General features: G+C 57.6%; 11 protein-coding genes. 3 read left to right on the top strand and 8 right to left on the bottom strand.

The annotated features are described in order from the left end of the window. Position 1: 1 nt before the first annotated feature. The 3 genes from IQ241_RS09635 to IQ241_RS09625 form a co-directional block, all read right to left on the bottom strand. Positions 2–631: a hypothetical protein gene (locus IQ241_RS09635; protein WP_193906442.1), complete on the bottom strand. Its 630-nt coding sequence runs from the start codon at positions 629–631 to the stop codon at positions 2–4. After that, positions 543–3,392 (bottom strand): hypothetical protein, encoded by a 2,850-nt coding sequence (locus tag IQ241_RS09630; RefSeq protein WP_193906440.1) that lies wholly within the window; start codon positions 3,390–3,392, stop codon positions 543–545. The genes IQ241_RS09635 and IQ241_RS09630 overlap by 89 nt, the downstream gene beginning before the upstream one ends. Positions 3,393–3,523: 131 nt before the next feature. After that, positions 3,524–5,122 carry a B12-binding domain-containing radical SAM protein gene (locus IQ241_RS09625; protein ID WP_193906438.1) on the bottom strand — a complete coding sequence of 533 codons (1,599 nt, stop codon included), beginning with the start codon at positions 5,120–5,122 and terminating at the stop codon, positions 3,524–3,526. Between the two features lie 438 nt (positions 5,123–5,560). Between IQ241_RS09625 and IQ241_RS09620 the strand changes: the two genes are divergently transcribed. Further along, positions 5,561–7,429 carry a glycoside hydrolase family 10 protein gene (locus IQ241_RS09620; protein ID WP_193906436.1) on the top strand — a complete coding sequence of 623 codons (1,869 nt, stop codon included), beginning with the start codon at positions 5,561–5,563 and terminating at the stop codon, positions 7,427–7,429. A gap of 8 nt (positions 7,430–7,437) precedes the next feature. On the opposite strand, the gene IQ241_RS09615 is transcribed toward IQ241_RS09620, so the two are convergent. The 3 genes from IQ241_RS09615 to IQ241_RS09605 all read right to left on the bottom strand — a co-directional run bounded on the left by IQ241_RS09615 (position 7,438) and on the right by IQ241_RS09605 (position 11,955). Further along, on the bottom strand, positions 7,438–9,369 hold the full coding sequence (locus IQ241_RS09615; protein WP_193906434.1) for a primary-amine oxidase: 1,932 nt from the start codon (positions 9,367–9,369) through the stop codon (positions 7,438–7,440). Positions 9,370–9,529: 160 nt separating this feature from the next. Continuing rightward, on the bottom strand, positions 9,530–10,966 hold the full coding sequence (locus IQ241_RS09610) for an acyl-CoA dehydrogenase family protein (RefSeq protein ID WP_193906432.1): 1,437 nt from the start codon (positions 10,964–10,966) through the stop codon (positions 9,530–9,532). 74 nt (positions 10,967–11,040) lie between these two features. After that, positions 11,041–11,955, bottom strand: coding sequence for a phytanoyl-CoA dioxygenase family protein (locus IQ241_RS09605; RefSeq protein WP_193906430.1), 915 nt, complete (start codon positions 11,953–11,955; stop codon positions 11,041–11,043). A 395-nt stretch (positions 11,956–12,350) separates the two neighbouring features. Here IQ241_RS09605 and IQ241_RS09600 point away from each other — a divergent pair, with 395 nt between their 5' ends. Further along, positions 12,351–12,770 carry an endonuclease domain-containing protein gene (locus IQ241_RS09600; protein WP_193906428.1) on the top strand — a complete coding sequence of 140 codons (420 nt, stop codon included), beginning with the start codon at positions 12,351–12,353 and terminating at the stop codon, positions 12,768–12,770. Positions 12,771–12,912: 142 nt separating this feature from the next. Here the strand turns inward: IQ241_RS09600 and IQ241_RS09595 are convergent, their stop codons facing one another. Further along, a complete protein-coding gene (locus IQ241_RS09595; RefSeq protein ID WP_193906426.1) occupies positions 12,913–17,040 on the bottom strand; it encodes a CheR family methyltransferase in 4,128 nt (1,375 codons plus the stop codon). Positions 17,041–17,356: 316 nt separating this feature from the next. Between IQ241_RS09595 and IQ241_RS09590 the strand changes: the two genes are divergently transcribed. Further along, complete coding sequence (locus tag IQ241_RS09590) at positions 17,357–18,091, top strand: substrate-binding periplasmic protein (protein ID WP_322743615.1); 735 nt, start codon at positions 17,357–17,359, stop codon at positions 18,089–18,091. On the opposite strand, the gene IQ241_RS09585 is transcribed toward IQ241_RS09590, so the two are convergent. Continuing rightward, positions 18,080–18,697: a Uma2 family endonuclease gene (locus tag IQ241_RS09585; protein WP_193906423.1), complete on the bottom strand. Its 618-nt coding sequence runs from the start codon at positions 18,695–18,697 to the stop codon at positions 18,080–18,082. The two genes, IQ241_RS09590 and IQ241_RS09585, sit on opposite strands and share 12 nt — an antisense overlap. Between the last annotated feature and the right edge of the window lie 56 nt (positions 18,698–18,753).

Genomic DNA, 18,753 nt, shown 5'->3' with positions numbered 1-18,753 from the left:
GCTATTCCCAATTTTCCAGCTCACTGGCCCAGGCGGACATCAGCTCGTTCACCTGTGATCGCCGCGATTCAAAGGTGGAGGCAGTCCAGATAAACAGCAGTCCCAGGACAATACCAATCGCCCAGAGCAGGGTGCCGTTGATGTCAATATATAAGCCGATCACTCGCAGCACCTGGAAAACGAAGGTGACCGTGCCGATATAGAGAGGGGCGCGAATGTGTAGGATCAGCCCGGCCAGGATGAACCCCGTACTGAGCAGCAGCGTCACCCCGGCCTGAACCAGCGGTGCGGACGACACTTCAACCTGGTAGAGCGCCGTTAGCCCAATCAGGCCGATTGCCAGTAGTCTCAGCCAATGACGTTTTTCGCGATCTTCTATGGCCTGCAGGCCAGGGTCGAGCTGAATTACGTAGAGCAGCGACAGCCCTAGCAGAAGCCCCAGCCAGAGTAAATTGATCCAATCCTGATCGCTCAGATAGCGCAGCAGCGCCCAGTCCAGCAGCCCAATGCTGAGATAGCTCAGGCGAACGGCGTCCAGCCGTTTAGCCAGCCAGGCATAGAAGGCACCGACAATTAGCAGACTGGGTAGGGTAATGCTGCTGGCAGTGCTCAGGACGGTAAAAATGGGCAAAGCCGCTCCGACCCGTCGCCAGGGCGATCGCGATGGCCAACCCCAGCCCGGCCATCAGCGTCAGCCCGTCTCCCGCCGCTCCACCCGAGACCAGGAAGAGATGATAGATCAGCTTTTCGTAGGCTGCAGCCGAAACTAAGCCCAGTCCCAGATAGGTCAGCGGCCTCAGCCGGCGGCGACGACGACCCACGCCAATCACAATCACCGCCGCCGCCAGGGTATAAAATCCCGTGGTCGTGGTTAGTCCCTCGTAGTGCCCGTTCAGCATTCCCAGCCCGGCATAGGTCAGCGGGATGCCTTGCCAGCTGGGCCGATAGCGCGATCTTGTAACCCGCCAGTCGCCTGTTAGCTGGGTAATCAGACCCAGGGTCAGGGTGGCAATTACAGCCGCAGGTAGGCTTGGCTCGATGAGCGCGATCGCGGCCAGTACGGTAGCCTCCGCTGTCCAGCCAGTGAACCAGTTGACCCACTCTGTCTGGGGTCGATTGCGATAGACCAGGCCAGCCAGCAGTATCAGGCTGCTGATGAAGCCAAGACGCAAGGCTCTGCCCGGCTCTAGTAGTCCTAAGAAAGTGGTATAGGCCCAGACCAACAGCCCCGACAGGTAGAGCAATAGCAGACCAGCGATGAACCTAGCCCAGAGGTCGCAGGCTTGCGCATAGACCTGAGCCGGGGACCGCTGGCGAAAAACACTCCGCAGTCCCCATAGACCTACCGTCAGCCCTGTCATCAGCAATCCCCATTGGTCAAACGCCAGCCCGTCTCGACTCAGGACATCTGCCCCATTGAGCAAGCAGGCCAGCCCCGACCCGACGGTAAACAGCGCTACTCCCAAATTGGGTAGGCGGCGGCTATTGACTGCCATCAGCAGCGTCCCCAGGCCAAAGCTGACCAGCCGCAGACTGGGACTGGCCAACGCTAAAAAGGGCGTCTGGCAGATCAGCGCTACCATTGTCAGGACGACCGCCGCCTGGGGCTCTGGAAAAGTTTGTCGGCTCGCTAGCCCCGTTAGCAATATCGGTACGAGTAACCAGGCCCAGGGATAGTTCCCATCCGCAGCGGCACCGTCGAGCAGCAGGAAGTAAGCTGCCGCCGCCAGTACCAGGCCCAGATGCCAGGCGCTCTGCCGCCAGCGGCGATAGCGCTCCCCAACGCATGCAATCCATTCCACCGTCGTCAGCGCCAGCAGCACCAGGCCCCAGAGATCGCTACTCAGCCCCGGCCAGAGCAGATTAATCCAGCCCAGCAGAGCCGCGATCACGGTGATATGCGTCAGATAGAGCAGCGGACGGGCGACCCGCGATCGCGCCAAAATCCCCAGCGTCAGCGCCGACAGCAGCAGATTGACGGCTGCCGTCAGGGCATTAGTGGCACTGAGCAAAAACAGGAGCGTTCCCAACGCCAGGGCACCATAGCGGGTTTGCTGAGCTAGCCTGGGCTGCTGCCAGCGACGCAGCGCTGCCCCAAGCCCCAGCAGTCCCAAAACGGCAGGAAACAGGCCAATCCCGGCAAACTGTTCGGCCATCACCGCCGTCGGAGCCAGGTTAGACAGCCCCGCTAACAAACCCTGCCGCACTGCAGCTGGTAGGACAAACCAGGTCAGCCAGTAAGTCTGAAAAGCCACCAGAATCAGGGCCAGCAGGTCGCCGCCGCGCCAGTGCCGCTGCAGTCGGGCCGTCAGCAGGTGCAGGGCCAGGCCGCTAACCGCGATCGCCTGGAGCGGCGGCTGTCGCCAGACGCATACCGACCAGCCCAGCAGCAACAGTCCCGCTCCCGGCCAGCTCCACAGGGGCTGCGGGCGACGCAGCCGACAGAGCAGCCAGCCGCAGATGCCCAGGGCTAGCCCCAGCTGGCTCACCGGCACCTGAGCCACCAGTAGCGAGCGGGCCAGCAGCAGCATTAGCGCTAGCGGCAGCATGCTAAAGGCAAAAACGGACCGCTCTTGGCTAGATGCCTCAGGCGCATTCTCTGATCTATTCAGCGGTTCGCTGGCTCCGTGCTGGCCAATTTGGTGGGTTAGATTAGCCGCCGTACCGACGGTACCGATATAGGTCGCCAGCAAAGGCCAGCCGCCCCAATCCCAGCCCCAATGCAGCCAGCTCAGCACCAGCGCATTGATTACGGACAACCAACAGCTAGACGGCTGGAGCGGCTTCAGCCGGTCTAGCGTCAGAAAACTCAGGCCCAGAGCGGCTCCCATAGCGACGATTAGACCGCTACCCCGGGCCACCGCCAGCGCATCCATCATCCAAAAATTGACGGGGATAATCAGCAGCGTCGTCAGGGTCAGCATTCGGGTCGTCTGCTGCAATCTGGGCTGGCGCTGCGTCCAGCGGCTCGCGGCCCAAAAAGCCAGCGTATAGGCCAGCAGAATGCCGTACTGCCCCACCCGAGAAAAATTGTCCCACTGGATCGCCGCCAGCACCCCTGAGGAAACGACGACTAGAAAAACGCCGAGGAACAGCAGCCAGACGACGCTGATTTCGGCTAAGAGCGATCGCAGTCTCAGCGAAGGTCGGGGCCGCCGCGGCTGTTGGACCAAGGCCGTCGTAAAGTTCGGCGCGGCAGTCTCTGTCGTTTCTGTCTTAGACTCAGCAGCAGTGGCCTCGGGAACGACAGGCAAAGGCTGGCTCAGCACAACGGCCATGCGCCGAATCTGATCGTCCGAAAGCAGTCCCAGCCGCCGCCATTGGTCTAACCCTTCTAATAGATGAGCCTGAACCGATTCTGAATCCAGATCCAGTCGAATGGTCAGCGGCATGGTCAAGGTCCCACGGGCAGCGACTCCACAATAAGAACTATCGTTCCCCGACCGGCGCCATCACAGCCAGATTCTCAAACGTCCAACAGGTTTGCACTACGCCGACTCAGACACCAAACCCCATCACCCCCCTACCGCTTACCTACCGCCACCGAACCCGCTTCCCCAATCTTCTCCGCCTCTACCTTAGCGATCGGCTTCTGCTGACCAATCTGAGCGACCTGCGCTTCCACCTGGTCGCGTACCACCTGACGAATTTCGCAGAAATGCTCGGCATAGGCGCAGACGGTGAGGTACTGCTCCCACAGGGCCGGATTATTTTTCAGAATGCTGAACAGATGATGCCAGAACATCCAGCGGGTGTCGCGCTTGAAGCCCTGCCGCCAGACGATGATCGCTAGCGCCTTAAGGTCGGCTAGGGCCGGACGCTTGAAGGCTGCCCGATGCCGGGGAGGAGTCATATGCAGAAAATGGCGATAGGTGCGGTCGAGAAACCGCTTGGGTTCGTAAAGCGTACAGAAGGCATGGAGATATTCTTCGGCAATCTCTGCCATCGGGCGAGTCGGGACAAAGTTCATCAGCACAGTCTGATTGCCAGAGCTGGGACTTTCCAGCAGCCGACCCTCGCGGCTGAGGCGATGCCAAAGCGCCGTATTGGGCAGCGCCTGGAGCATGCCAAAGGTCGTTGTGGGGATGGCCGTCTGCTCGACGAATTCAATAATGCGATCGCCCGCCCCAGATTTTTCACCATCGAAGCCGATAATAAACCCGGCCATGGCCCGCAGCCCGGCCTGGTTGATCGTCCAGACCGCATCGACGAGGGAACTGCGCATATTCTGAAACTTTTTAGTCATTTGCAGACTGTCGGTATCCGGCGTCTCGATTCCTAAAAACACCGCCTTAAAGTTGCAGTCCACCATCTGCTCCATCAGAGTCTGGTTTTGCGCCAGATCGAGGGACGCCTCGGTAATGAAGCTAAAGGGATATCCGCGCTCGGCCATCCAGCCCTTGAGCTCAGCCAGCAGCAGCCTGACATTGCGCTGATTGCCAATAAAGTTGTCATCCACCATGAAAATCATCCGCCGCCAGCCCAGCTGGTAGAGGCATTCCAGCTCGGCCAGCAGCTGCTGCGGCGTTTTCGTCCGCGGCTTGCGGCCATAGAGCACAATGATGTCGCAAAATTCGCACTGGAAGGGACAGCCGCGCGAGAACTGGACGCACATCGTGCTGTAGGCATTCAGCTCCAGCAGGTCATAGCGAGGAACGGGCGTACCGGTAACGTCGGGCTTTTCGCCGTCGGAGCGAAACGTACCTTGGGTTTCGCCCCGCTCCAGCGCTGCGACGAACATCGGCAGGGTCACTTCCCCCTCGTCCAAAATTAAATAATCGGCCCCGGCTGCTAGCGAATCTTGCGGCACTGAGGTCGGGAAGGGACCGCCTACCGCCACCGGTTTGCCGCGCTGTTTGGCCTCCTGGATCAGCACCAGCAGGTCGGGCTTTTGCACAATCATAGCCGACATAATCACCAGGTCGGCCCAGTTCCATTCGGCTTCGGTAATGTCCCGCACGTTGCAGTCGACCAGCTGAAAGTCCCACGTTTGCGGCAAAATAGCGGCAACGGTAATCAGCCCCAGCGGCGGCATGGTTGCCTTACGGTCAATCAGCTCCAACACTTTTTCATAGGACTCGATCGTCTTGGGAAATCGAGGGTAGACCAGGAGAACGCGCATAGTTTAAGGCTAAGGAATTTCAAGAAAGGCGAATAGCTTTGGCGAAAACGGCCCTAGAACCGATAAAAATTCGCCAAAAACCGGCTTTTTTTGTCTGGGTACTGTCCAAGTTTTAACAGGTTTTAGCCGCTTTCGCTCAGATTGGGCATTCTCAAGTAGCTTACGCAAACGGGCTCTGTACTTCTGAGAAGCAGCGTTATCCAATTTCCCTCAGCGGGTTTGAGCAAATTAAATCCGCTCTCTAAAGCCGCCCCAGCAGCCCCCAATCGATTGGCTTCTAAGCTACTTTGGTTAACCTGCTTTGCAGTATCCTTTTGACGACCCACTTTTTCGGCCTTTGTTCCTTTGAATTTCGCGATCGCATCCCGCCTCATTAGCCTCACCACAGCCTTGCTGGCGCTGGCCCCAGCCGGACTCGCTCACCAACCTGCTGAGCCGGTGAGTTCCCGAACTGAGCTGAGACTGGCCCAGGCACTGCCGCCCGAAGGACAGAGCGCCCCCCCGGCCATCCCGGTTGGCTCGGCGAGCTTTGACCCGCAGCTGCTGCCCGCCATGCGTCAGGAGCTGGAAAACCTGGTCGGACGGTACGAAAGCGCATTGTTAATAGTGAACGCTCAAGGCCAGCCCACTCGGCTCCAGGCAGACGCGATCGCGTCCCCCCGCACCGCCAGCCTAACTCCCGCTAACACCCGCTGGTCGCTACCCCCTATCCTGACTCATGCCCAGCAGCTGCTCCAGGACTGGCCCAGCCTAGTAAACCAGGGTGACTACGAAACCCTGTGGCAGCGCTGGCTTCAGTCGCGACAGGCGCTCCAGACCAGCTTCCCGACCGACCAGCGGCTGGCCCAGCCGGAGATTCGGGCGATCTGGCTAGACCGGGGGACGATTGTGCAGGCCGGTTCGGCGGCAGGACTGACCGGCATCTTCGACCGGCTGGCCGCAGCGGGCATCAATACGGTCTTCGTCGAAACGGTAAACGCGGGCTATCCCATATACCCCAGCCAGGTGGCACCGCAGCAAAACCCGCTGACCCGCGGCTGGGACCCGCTGCGAGCCGCGATCGCCCTTGGCCACCAGCGCGGCATCGAAGTCCACGCCTGGGTTTGGGTCTTCGCCGCGGGCAACGAGCGGCACAACCCGCTGGTGAACCGACCGATCAGCTATCCGGGGCCGGTGCTGGCCCAGCATCCGGACTGGGCCGCCTACGACAACCGGGGCCGTCTAACGCTATCGGGCCAGACCAAGCCGTTTTATGACCCGGCCAATCCAGAAGTGCGCAGCTATATCCAGCGGCTGCTCGGTGAAATTGCCACCAGCTACGACGTAGACGGTATTCATCTGGACTATATTCGCTATCCCTTTCAAGACCCGGCGGCCAACCGCACCTTTGGCTATGGCCGGGCTGCCCGTCAGCAGTTTGAGCAGCGGACGGGCGTCGATCCGTTCACCCTCACCCCGCCCGGCAGCACCTGGCTGGTCGGCCCGGAGCGCCAGCGCCAGCAGCTTCTCTGGGAGCAGTGGACAGACTTTCGGGTCGAGCAGGTCAGCACCTTTGTCGCAGAAGCATCCCAGGAGCTGCGGCGACTGCGGCCCAATCTGGTAATCTCGGCGGCGGTATTTGCCCAGTCGGAATATGAGCGGCGGCAGGTGCTCCAGCAGGACTGGAACCGCTGGGCGATCCAGGGCGACCTCGACTGGATTGTGCTGATGAGCTATGCCCTGGATACGCCCCGCTTTGAGACCCTAATTCGGCCCTGGACGGTGGAGGCCGACTACGGAGCAACGCTGATTATCCCCGGCATTCGCCTGCTGCCCCTGGTCAACGCTGCCGCCCTAGACCAGATTCAGCTGCTGCGCGACCTGCCGGTCAGCGGCTACGCCCTATTCGCGGCCGAAAATCTCAACGGCAGCCTGCAAAAAATCCTTGCCGTCACCCAGGGCTCCGCCCGCGATTCTCCTCCCCCCCAGCAGCAGCCGTTTGCGACGGCGGCGGCCCGCTACCAGGCTCTCCAGCAAGAATGGAACTGGCTCCTGTCTCAGCAGCTATTAGAAATGCCCCCCTACCGGCTGGAGCAGTGGACGGCTGAGGCCAATCAGCTGGGGGATGAGCTGGCCGCTCTGGCGGCGAATCCCTCGCGACAAGGAGTGACGGCAGCGCGATCGCGCCTCCGCCTTCTCCAAAACCACCTGGGCAGCGGCTTCACCCTGCACATGGCCAGCGCCCCCTACCGCCGCCGCACCTGGCAGTATCACCTCACCACCATCGAGCGCCTATTGGTGTATGGAGAAGAACATCAGCTGAGGTAGGCCATAGCTCAATGGCAACTCTGGCCCTTCGAGGGTGGCACATCATTCGCTGGGTTCTGGTCAAAGAAATTCAGTGGCTTCAGGTGAAAGCCGATATAGGCGGTGGGCATCACCGGCCAGTCTTCGGCTCGGGGCATGTGGCTGTGGGCAAAGGTATACCAGACTACTAGGTCCGTGTTCTCGACCGAGCGGTCGGCCTGAGTCCATTCGGGCAGTCCGGCCCCGCCGGGGTGCTGATTGGGATAGTCGCCGGCGGGAAAGTTCTCTGCCTCGTGGTAGGGCGTCACCCAGAGATGCTTGGTCATATAGGTGGCGCGATTCATTACACTGGCCTCGGGGCGAGCCATGGGTAGCGTATTTTCGCCGGGCATGAGCTTGTAGGCGACCGGCTGGCCAACGGCGTTGGTTTTGGCGGGGTTAACGACTTTCCAGTAGCGGGCTTTGAACGGGTCGAACAATCGCTGCGCTTCCTGCTCCGTGGTAAGCGGGGTAGACTTAGTATAGAAGGCATTGCCGTAGGGATTTTCAGCGTCCTCAGCTTGGACAATGTCAACCTCGTGAACCGAGTTTTGTTCGCCGTCTACGCACATATCCAGCCGCATATTGAAGACATGCTGATGGATTGGCGCATAGAGCTGGGGCGCAATCAGCACACCGTACTTAGGCTGCTCTCCCGGCATTACGGCTGCCGTGCTGAGAATGCCGGTTAGCTTGACCTCGTACTGGATGTTGCCGTCCTGGTAGAAGTACCAGTAGAAGCCGTATTCATAGTTGCCAACAGTGGCGATGAAGGAGACCACCAGCCGCCGCGATCGCCGCACCTCAGTCTGTTCGGTGCGCCAGTCCTGATGCTTCCAAAGAATGCCAAAGTCCTCTTCATGTAGGCAGATAGCGTTCTCAATCTGGACCACTTCGCCTTTGGAGTTGGTAATGTAGCCGTCGAAATAGGTGATTTCACCCAGGCAGTCGCAGCCGAGCTTGAGCGAATTGGCCAGCGAACCAATGCCGTATTCGCCGACGTCAAAGGCATTCTTGCGGTAGTGATGGGGCTCGGGATCGCCGTAGGGGACGGTCATCTCGGCCAGCGAGGCGCGGTAGAAAATGGGCCGCTCGACGCCGCCGTTGTTGTAGCTGACGGTGTAGAGCACCAGCCCTTCGCGGGGCGTGAAGCCAATTCGCATCCGCCACTTTTGCCAGCGGATTTCGTGGCCCTCCACGTCAAAGCTAGGGCCTTCGGGCTGAACGATCTCTAAAGGCTTAATGTCCTGACGGTAGTTGCTGACAAACTCAGGCGAATAGTTTCCATCCTCCGGCGGCAGCGGCACTACGCCATGATCTTCCACCCGGATCACCTCCATTTTGTTGAGGTCCACCACAGGGACGACGCCCTCAATCGGGCGGGCATAGCCGTTGTCGGTTGGGTTGGCCCGTACCCAGCAGAGCGCCCGCGACAGCCGCACACCTTTTTCATCTTCAAAGCCGTAATTTCCCGCTGACCAGGGATCGACCATGACCAGGTCGGGATTGGTGATGCCTCGCTTCGCGATCGCGGCCTGAAATTCAGGATTCGCCTTAACCGCCGCCTCGCAGTCAATAAACTCGTCCAGCATGATCGGCGGCTGCACGTCGGGGATATGCTTCCAGTCCTCGACGGTTTCTTCAGTGAGGGAGACGATCGCCTCGTAGGTTTTGGCGGTGTCGTTGTCGAGCAAAATTAGGAAGGCCCGCCGCTCAATCGGGTCGCCCGGCTGAAAGCTGAGCACCGTGGGCTTGGCTGGTTCCTTCAGCGTCACGGTAGCAAAGCGGACGCGATCGCCCAAAGTCTGCTCTCGTTTCACAATCGCCACCGCCGCTGTAATTTCCTCCGGCGTTAGCGGAGACAGCGGATGATTGACGGTATAAGCGACCTTGGACGAAGTTCTTTCCTGGGCAATTGTCATGGGTTCAGTTCCAATATGTAGATGGGCTTAGTAAATTTTGGGAAAAGTATAGGTGATCCGAGATACAGATTGTTGGGTTGCGCTACCGCTTTAGCGAAACCATGCCCGAAGGACTTTACCCAACCGATGTTCTTACGATGCTAGTGCGATCGCGCTAACTCTAAACCGTACTTGCGACCAGCGGCTTGTTAACAGCGGGCTGTTCGGCTTCAACTTCAACTTCAGCTAAAAGCTGTTCCGCCAGCTGGCGTTTGCCTTCGGCATCCATCTTTTTCACCTCGTTGTGCAGCACTCGCTCATTCACCTGCTGGCTCCAGTAGTCCAGAGCCTCAAAGCCGAGCAGAGCCGATTTGCCGACAAACTGCCGCAGCACTTCGTTGGTCGGTCCCATCACCCAGCCCGCCTTGCCATCGCGCAGGTAGCGTTCGATTTCCATGTCTTTTTTGTAGCCGGAACCCCCGCAGGCGTGGAGCATTTTGTCGCAGACGTGAGCTACGTTTTTGGCGGCGGCAAACTTAATCTGCCAGTACCAGTGCAGATAGGCCGAGCGCGGCATAGCGGTTGCGTCCTGGTGAATAGACCAGTCGCAGTCATGAGTAAGCTGGTCCATCAGCTGGCCCATGGACAGGGTGAACATCCGACAGGCGTTAGTGTCAATTACCGCTTCACCAAAGTAGTCCTGGATGGTGGGATAGTCGGCAACGCGCAGGCCCACATCGACGTGTTTTTTTCGGGTGACGTGCTTTTTGGCAATGTCGATCGCGCCCATGGCAATTTCGTTCCAGCAGGCAGAAGAACAGAGCAGGAAGAAGGGATCAACAATCTCGTCATTCGAGTAAGCGCCATCGCCGCTAGGACCAATCATCCGTTGAGATGGAATGCTGACGCCATCTACCAGCAGCGTACCGGACTGATTACCGCGCAGGCCCAGGGCGTCCCACTTATGGGGCTCTGCCTGAACTTCGTCACGATAGATCAGGAAACAGGAGAGATCGGAGAAGTCTCCGTCAAAGTTGGGACTGGTGGTCTGCACCACGTACCAGTCGGCAAATCCGGCTGAGGTCGTCCAGGAGGCTTTCTTGAAAACCTGCCAGCCGTCTGCGGTCTGCTCTGCCCTGGAGGAGACCGGATACCAGAAGTGCGAGCCGGTCTCGGGGTCAGAGTAGGACAGCGTGCCGATGAAGACTTCTGCGTCCAGCCGCTTCAGCAGCTGCTGGAGTTCGGGATTGTCCTGCGCCCGAAAGAGGGCAGCGGCGACGGCTCCCAGGTGCATGGTGTAGCACATAGCGGTGCTGGGACAGCCGTAGCGGGCAATGGTTTCGACTACCATGGCAGCGCAGACGTGATTTTCGCCCAGGCCGCCCCATTCGGCGGGCACGAGCAGTCCCAACAGGCCCAGGGAAGCCAGCGCTTCGAAGTTTTCGCGGGGGTAGATCAGCTCTCGGTCGGACGCGATCGCGTTTGGCCTCAGCACCGTCGCGCATAGCTCCCTCAGCCGGGTCTGGAGCTGCTGCTGCTGGGGCGTCAGCACCCACTGCGGGTCATAGTCGTAGCCTAAGCCGCCAAAGGGCTCTCCCTGACAGGTTTTAGAGGTCATAGGATGGTAAAGGTTGAGGATAGGTTGGAATCGGAAGCTTTGAGGAGCTCTGCCCCAATTGCAGGCTACCGGATTCAAACGCTGGCTGTCGTCAAACGGTTTACCGTTCTAGAAAGCAGCGCATCTTCGCAGTAGTCTCTCAAAAATGGGGTGCGATAGCCGTCTTTTTGCCAGAGGATGGGGAAGAAGCTCTCATCCAGTTCTAAATCATCGATGCGCTTATAGCGGCCATAGATGTAGCCGGGCGCGTTGGTGGGGTGGAATCGGGCCTGGGCGGGCAGGGTATGCAGCCCGATGCTGTGGAAGACGCCTTCGGTGCGCGTGGTTTTGCAGAGCCCGTGCCAGGTGCGGCCGTGGTGGAAGGCGCAGCCGCCTGCGGGAACATCGACGACGACCAGCTCGGGCTCGGTAACGCCCGCCTTCTCAGCGGCCTGAAGCATGGCCCAGCGGTAGTCCTTAGTCGGGGCGTGAAATTCGCCGCTGACGTCTACCAGGTCCCACTTGTGGGAACCCCGGGCGTAGATCAGCGTGCCGTCAGCTACAGAGGCATCGTCCAGGGCAATCCAGCAGGTCATCATCGACGGCGGGTCGAGGTAGTCAATGTAGGCTCCGTCCTGGTGCATCGCGATCGCTTTGGCCCCCGGTGGCTTCATCCACAGGCTGTCCTGTCCGATACGAGCGCCGTCCCAGCCGGCCAGGGTGGCTGAGAGCCGACCGATTTCGGCGGATAGGACCAGGCTGGCAATGGTGCGATCGCACTTCCAGGCGTTGCACATTTCGCGGGTGACGTCGGGCAGGCTAAGGCCGGGTCGCCAGTACCACTCGTCGGGATAGATGCCGGTTTCAAATTCGCCGTGAAATAGAGGATTGAGGCGACTGGCTAGGGTATGGGCCAGCTCGGTCGGCAGCAGATTTTCAATAATTAAAAAGCCGTCGTCTTCAAACTGCTGAAGCTGGGCGGCGGTGAGCTGAATGGGTTCGTAGGTCATAGGTCACCCCTGAGCTGACGCTAAACGGTCAAGTCGGCTGCACTATTGGCAGCTGTTAACTTGTTATAATAAGTTCGTTTTTGCAAAACTGTATATGACGTTACTCTCCCCGTCGCATCTCAAGGTTTATTGACAATTCGGCCCGGCTCACTTCAGATCGGCAGCGAGTCGGCGGGCTGGCGGACAGTACGAATATTGCAGCCCTCATCCCCCAGCCCCTTCTCCCCGGGGAGAAGGGGAGCCGGAGATCAAAGTCCTTCTCCCCTCGGGAGAAGGATTTAGGATGAGGGCGAGTCAATACTTTCAGCTATATCTTCCAGTTATGTATACAGTAGCTTCCTGGGGAGAAAGAAAGCCTGGTTGATGAAGCCTGCCTTAATGGGCAAACTCTTTTTATGACAGATATCTCTCATCTATCAGGCCGCGATCGCCGAATTCCTGAAGCGCTGCTCACTCGTGCGCGTCAGCTTAGACAGCAGCAAACTCCCTCAGAGCAGATACTTTGGGAATGCTTGCGAGCTCGTCGCCTCAACGGTGTCAAATTTCGCCGTCAGCACAACATCGGACAGTTCATTGCTGATTTCTACTGCCATGAAGCTCGGCTTGTCATTGAACTAGACGGCAGTATTCACCACAGTAGAACTGAGCAAGATGCCGAGCGGGATGCTTGGATGCAAGCCTGTGGTTTGCGAGTGCTACGAATGACAAATGAAGATGTGCAAAATCACCTAGAATTTGTCCTGACAGAGGTACTAGGACAGGTATCAAAGTCTCTCACCTCAGGGCTACCGTGTATGTACAAGTCGGAGAGGTAGGTCGCTCTTCGAAGCCCTCATCCCCCGGCCCCTTCTCCCCGGGGAGAAGGGGAGCCAGAGATCAAAGTCCTTCTCCCCCCGGGAGAAGGATTTAGGATGAGGGCCTGCCGCAACCTTTAAAACTAAGATGCTCTCCAAGTCGTCAGCTGTTCACCAGGCTAGCGATCAGGGCGATGACTTCGTCGATGTCGATCGGTTTGGCAATATGGTGCTGAAACCCGGCGGCCAGGATCTCCTGAACTTCGCTGTCGGCGGCGTAAGCTGTGAGCGCGATCGCGGGTACCCCTCCTCCCTGCTCTGGCGGACGCGATCGCACCAGGCGAATCATGTCAATACCGGTCATGTCGGCCATGGCGATATCGCTAATCAGCACGTCGGGCCTCTGCTCTACTAGTTTCTCTAGGGCCGCGGCGGCAGATATAGCCGTCATAACGGTTGCTCCCTGGGCCTCTAGGACGTATCTGAGCGGAGCCAGATTGTCCTCTTCGTCATCGACTAGCAGCAGTCGCGCCCCGGTGAGGCGAATATCATCGGCCTCGGGTAGCGCAGATGGCCGAGCTGGCGGCACGTCCGCTAGGACTAGTGGCAGAGCAATAGTAAAGGTTGCCCCCTGCCCCTCGCCTTCACTCTCAGCCGTAACGATACCATCGTGGGCTTCAACCAGGTAGCGGACAATAGCAAGACCTAGCCCTAGCCCGCCGTAGCTGCGCGTCGCTGAGCTATCGTCTTGACGAAAGCGCTCAAAAATATGAGGTAGAATTTCAGGGCTAATACCTTTGCCAGTGTCAATGACCTGCGCTTGAATTTCGCTCTCGCTGTAGGTAAGCCGCACCTCAACCTGGCCCCCCTCGGGCGTAAACTTGATGGCGTTGATCAAGAGGTTGGCAAAGACCTGCTGCATCCGGTCAGGATCGACAATTACGCTACCTGGAGTCGGGTCTAGCTGAGCTTCTAGACGGATTTGCTTCTGCTCAGCCGTGAGTTCTAAAGACTCAATCACTGACCGTATAATTGAAGTCAGGTTAGTGGGGCGCGCCGCTAGATGGAGCCTGCCCTGGATAATCCGGGAAATATCGAGCAGGTCTTCGATCAGCTGGGCCTGAGTGCGAGCGCCGCGGCTGATGGCCTCTAGGGCCCGAGCCATCACCTCTGGGCGGGGCTGCCGCTGAGTGAGAATCTGTGACCAGCCCAAAATGCTGTTGAGCGGCGTCCGCAGCTCATGGGAGAGCATCGAGAGAAACTCATTTTTTCGAATATTCTCTGCTTCGGCCTCAGCCTGGGCCTGCTGCGCTAGCAGCAGACGGGTGCGCTCAGCCTCGGCCTGCTTGCGGTCGGTAATGTCTTCAATCGCGAGCAAAATTCTGCGATGGTCATCGCCTTGCGCAAACTTGCGCGCATTCAGCAGCAGCACTTTATGCCCGATCTGCTCGAAGTCTTGCTCAACTTCATAGTCTCGCAGCTCGACGTGGTTGGTGAAAACATTTTCTAGGAGCGATCGCAGCTCCGGAATATCCCACTGGCCATTGCCGATTTCAAAAATCAGCCGCTGCTCAGTGGCCGCTGGTACCACTTGAAAGACGTCATAAAAGGCTCGATTGGCTCGCTGTATATGCAGGTCTGCATCGAGTACAATGAGCGGCTCGCGCACCGTTTCAACAATGCTTTCAGCATAGTTTCGAGAAACTTCCAGCTGTTCGATGGTTCGTTTAAGCGCGTCAATATCGACGAGGGTCATCACTGCCCCGTCGATCTGATTTTCGGTCGTTTTATAGGGCCGCACCCGCAGCAGATGCCATCCCCCTTCGGTGTCTTGCAGCTCCCGCTCTTGCATACTTAGCGTATCAATTACCTGTCGCAGCATATTCTCTAAATCGGGAACGTTAATATTGAGCCGGATATCGCTGACCGGACGCCCCACGTCAGTCGGAATTAGGTTAAAAATTTGCTGGGCAGCGGGTGTAAACCGACGGATGCGAAGCTCGCTGGAGAGCATCAGGATCGGGATATTGACATTGTTGAGCAGATTGATCAGGTCGTTGTTAACCTGGCGGGCTTCCAGGTTGCGGCTGTGGAGTTCTTCATTGGTGGTCTTGAGCTCTTCATTGGCCGCCTGAATTTCTTCTTTAGCCGTTTGCAGCTCTTCATTAATGCTCTGCAGCTCTTCATTGCTCGAGAGAATCTCCTCGTTGGCCGTGGTCAGGCTCTGGTTCGTCGAATCCTGATCCTCAATCGTGGTTTGCAAATGGGCCTGCGTCTCTTGCAGCTCCTGTTTAACGTCGGCGAGTTCCTGCGTGAGCCGGGTGATCTCGGGCTCTGCATCCAAGTCGCTGCTGTCTATTGCATTGGGTGGTTCCTCCACTGACGGCGTTGATATTTGGGAAAACAGAACTAGTAGATAGGGCTCCTGGACATTTGGCACTTTAAATGGAACCACCTCAAGGTGGACATTTTCTAGCGATGAAGTTCCATCGACTCGCAGCTTTGTTTTTTGCACAGGAGCCTCTCGCCGCTTGGCCTGGTTTACCGCTGTACGAACCTCCAACAGCAGTTCCGGGCGGATCATCTTCAGCAGGTTAAAGCTCGGTTCCCCAGAGGCGGGTCTGAGGTAGGGGCTGGTATCGCCGCGAAACTGCAAAATATCAAGCTTCTGATTGATCACGACCCCAACTGGGGCATACTGATTTAATACAATCTCGTCCGCCTTCTGCTGCATGCTGAGTCCGGTGCGAGGATCTCCTATTGTCTGGCCGCTGGGCTTAGCCACCACCGTCAGCTGATCGCTGGACACAAAGTCAAAGTTTAGACGAGAGGGCGTCGCTGCTCGCCCGTAGATGCGATGCTTTTTATCGACGGCGGTAAACAGGTCTGACGCCTCGCCCACGCTCTCGGAGCCGCCCAGCGTCAGATAGCCGTTGGGCCGGAGGCTGTAGTGAAAGATCGGCAGCACCCGCTTTTGCAAGATTGATGTAAAGTAAATCAGCACGTTGCGGCAGCTGACCAAATCCAGGTTGGAAAAGGGCGGGTCGCTGATCAGGTTTTGCTTGGCAAAGACGCATAGCTCGCGCACCGATTGAGTCACCTGATAGCCGCTTTCCACCTCGAGGAAAAAGCGACGGCGGCGCTCGTGGGAGACTGGAGACATGGCGCTTTCGTTGTAGATGCCCGTCCGCGCCTTGTCGATCGCGGTTTCGCTGATGTCTGTACCAAAAATTTGGATGCTGGGTTTAATCTGCTGCTCAGACAAAAACTCTAGCAGGCAGATAGCCATGGAGTAGCATTCTTCTCCCGTTGCGCAGCCCGGCACCCAGATTCGAATTACCGCGTCATCGGTTTTCTCCTGCAGAATTCTAGGAAAGATTCGATTTTTCAGGGCAATAAAGGTATCAGGATCGCGGAAAAAGCTCGTAACGGTAATAATGACATCTTGATAGAGGGCCTGCAGCTCATCTGGATGCGTTCTCAAATACGAAATATAGTCCTCTAAATTTTCAAACTTGTACAGCGCCATTCGCCGCATGAGCCGACGATTAAAGGTATTGTGCTTGTAGTGGGTAAAGTCTACACCGGTCTCGGAACGTAGCAGCCTGAAGACTGTCGCTAAAGAATCGGACTCTGACGGCGGGGGCTCGTCAGCAGGAGCCATGCTAGGCTGAATAACGTAAGAATGCTGGCTCATCCTGACGAGCTCTTCAGCAATCTCCGCAGGCGGCAGAACAAAATCAACGTCTCCATCGCCGGCTGCCGTGATCGGCATTTGGCTAAACTCAGCCGTATCTCGACACTGCGTCATCGTGATTCCACCGGCCGCTCGGATGGCCCTCATCCCCAAGGTGCCATCAGCGTCGGTACCCGATAAAATGATGCCAATAGCGCTGCTGTCCCAAACCTCAGCCAGCGACTGAAAGAAAAGATCAATGGGTTTGAACTTACCCGGACTCATGTCGCGCGGCTCAACCTTGAATCGCTTTTGCTGATTAAGCGTGATCTGAGTATTGGGCGCAATTACGTAAACATGATTGGGCTCTATGTTCATCCCGTCTTCGATCTGGCGCACCGGCATTTCCGTCCGTCTGCCGAGCAGCTCAGATAAGAGGCTGGGATGATCGGGCGCTAAATGCTGAATCACCACAAACGCCATACCCATGTCAACCGGCAGGTGGCTCAGGAGCTGTGAGGTGGGTTCTAGCCCGCCAGCGGAAGAGCCAATGCCAACAATAGGAAAGGGCTCATTTGAGCCCTGGGTCTGCTGCTCGGAGGTTTGATCGGTCATGTTTACAAAATCAGGGTTGGGCTTAACCTTGAAGGTTAAGCCCAACCCTGACGTAAGATTATTTCCCTGATTTTACAGGTTATAGGCTAGAACTTCTAGTAACCCTGCAAGGGAATGTCCATAGTGTTTTCATCTGACAAAATTAAAACAATTAGGTTGGTCAGCTTTGTTAGACCTGCTATGCGCTTCTGCTCCTAAATTGCGGTACACCCTGAGTGGCGTTCTTTTCACAATGGCCAAGTCTGCTGCAAATAGGCAGTCTTTGGCCTGTTATAATAAGTTCGCTTCAAGAGATCTGCATTTAGCGCTAGGCTGCGTGACTTCTCAAGATTTGTTTACCCTTCAGCCGGGCTCGCTCCAGATTGTGGCGAGTGACTTTGACGCCCGCCCGATGAGCGCCATCGATGCTGACGGACAGCGGATAGGTTACGAACCTGCCCTAGCTCGGGCTGTCTGTCAGCGGCTGGGGCTGGAGCCGGTCTGGCACAATCTGCCGATGGAGGATTTCTACAGCTGCCTGGAGACGGGCCAGTACGATGTGGTCTGGTTTAATCAGGCGATTACGACCGAACGGCAGCAGCGGGCAGATTTTACTCGGCCCTACGGCCTGTTTGATGAAGCGGTACTGGTGCGGCAGGGCAGTCAGGTGAATTCGGCTCAAGACTTAGTCGGAAAGCGAGTTGGCGGGCTGGCGGACAGTACGAATATTGCCCTAGTTAAAGATTTTCCGGGGGCGGAAGCGGTGCCGTTTCCAGGGAGCGATCGCGTCCTCCCCGAAATGCTAGACGCCCTCCACAATGGCCAGATTGATGCATTAATTGATGATGAGCTCGTACTAATCGTCGCCGCCGAAGACGATCCTAGTCTGCGCTTAGCCTTTAGCCTACCGACCCGAGTCCCCTTTGGCATCGCCGTCCCAAAGTCCCGCCAAAGTTTGCTGAACGCCCTGAACCAGACCCTGGATGAGCTAGCCGCCGACGGCACGATGGCGCAGCTCTGGGCTGAATGGATTCCCCAAAAGCCGTTTCCCTTCACAGCATTAGGGCAATAGCTCATTCACCGGCAGTAGGCCGATACAGGTCGTTTCGAGCCGAACTGGGATATTGCTGGTTAGGGAATAGTCCTGCCGGAGTTCGTAGGTAGCGCCTGCGGCTGCGGTCGGTTGCGAATAGGCTTCGATGTGCTTTTCAGGCAGGTTAACGATCCAGTAGGTGGGGATACCGGCTCGGGCATAGGCTCGTTTTTTGGAGGTGCGATAGCCTAAGGCATGGCTTCGCTTACCGCGTTGCAAAGTTGTGTCGGACACCTCAATCACCAACCCCACCTCACCCGGCCCCGGATGCCGGTCTAAATACTGCCGAGTATCGCCTCGAATCACGACCACATCCGGCTCTGGCTCACTGTCAGCCAGCGTAATCGGCTCCTGCGAATCGACATACCAGTCCGCTGGAATAATAGATTCCAGCGCTTCCCGAATCAGCCGGGTGGCGGCCCGATGGGGCGGGTTCTTAGGCATCTTGAAAACCAGCCACCCCTCCAGCAGCTCTACCGGATCGTCATCGGTCAAAATCCCAGAGCGAATCATCGCGTGGTAATGCTCCACGCCCATGCGCCAGATCAAATCTTGAGGAACAGCAGCTGTCTCAGCCGATAGCATAGTTAATTAATCAAAACTGTAGTGGTGCATGTATTCTAGCTTGGCACCCATGACGG

The sequence above is a fragment of the Vasconcelosia minhoensis LEGE 07310 genome (genome assembly GCF_015207255.1).
GTDB classification, from domain to species: domain Bacteria; phylum Cyanobacteriota; class Cyanobacteriia; order Phormidesmidales; family Phormidesmidaceae; genus Vasconcelosia; species Vasconcelosia minhoensis.
The sequence above is the reverse complement of the archived record's forward strand: the minus strand, read 5'-3'. Positions and strand labels throughout refer to the sequence as shown.

Bases quoted from the DNA above. Each gene is read 5' to 3' on its own strand.
- IQ241_RS09615 (WP_193906434.1), bottom strand. From the start codon at position 9,369: ATGACAATTGCCCAGGAAAGAACTTCGTCCAAGGTCGCTTATACCGTC.
- IQ241_RS09625 (WP_193906438.1), bottom strand. From the start codon at position 5,122: ATGCGCGTTCTCCTGGTCTACCCTCGATTTCCCAAGACGATCGAGTCC.
- IQ241_RS09585 (WP_193906423.1), bottom strand. From the start codon at position 18,697: ATGCTATCGGCTGAGACAGCTGCTGTTCCTCAAGATTTGATCTGGCGC.
- IQ241_RS09630 (WP_193906440.1), bottom strand. From the start codon at position 3,392: ATGCCGCTGACCATTCGACTGGATCTGGATTCAGAATCGGTTCAGGCT.
- IQ241_RS09610 (WP_193906432.1), bottom strand. From the start codon at position 10,966: ATGACCTCTAAAACCTGTCAGGGAGAGCCCTTTGGCGGCTTAGGCTAC.
- IQ241_RS09600 (WP_193906428.1), top strand. From the start codon at position 12,351: ATGACAGATATCTCTCATCTATCAGGCCGCGATCGCCGAATTCCTGAA.
- IQ241_RS09595 (WP_193906426.1), bottom strand. From the start codon at position 17,040: ATGACCGATCAAACCTCCGAGCAGCAGACCCAGGGCTCAAATGAGCCC.
- IQ241_RS09605 (WP_193906430.1), bottom strand. From the start codon at position 11,955: ATGACCTACGAACCCATTCAGCTCACCGCCGCCCAGCTTCAGCAGTTT.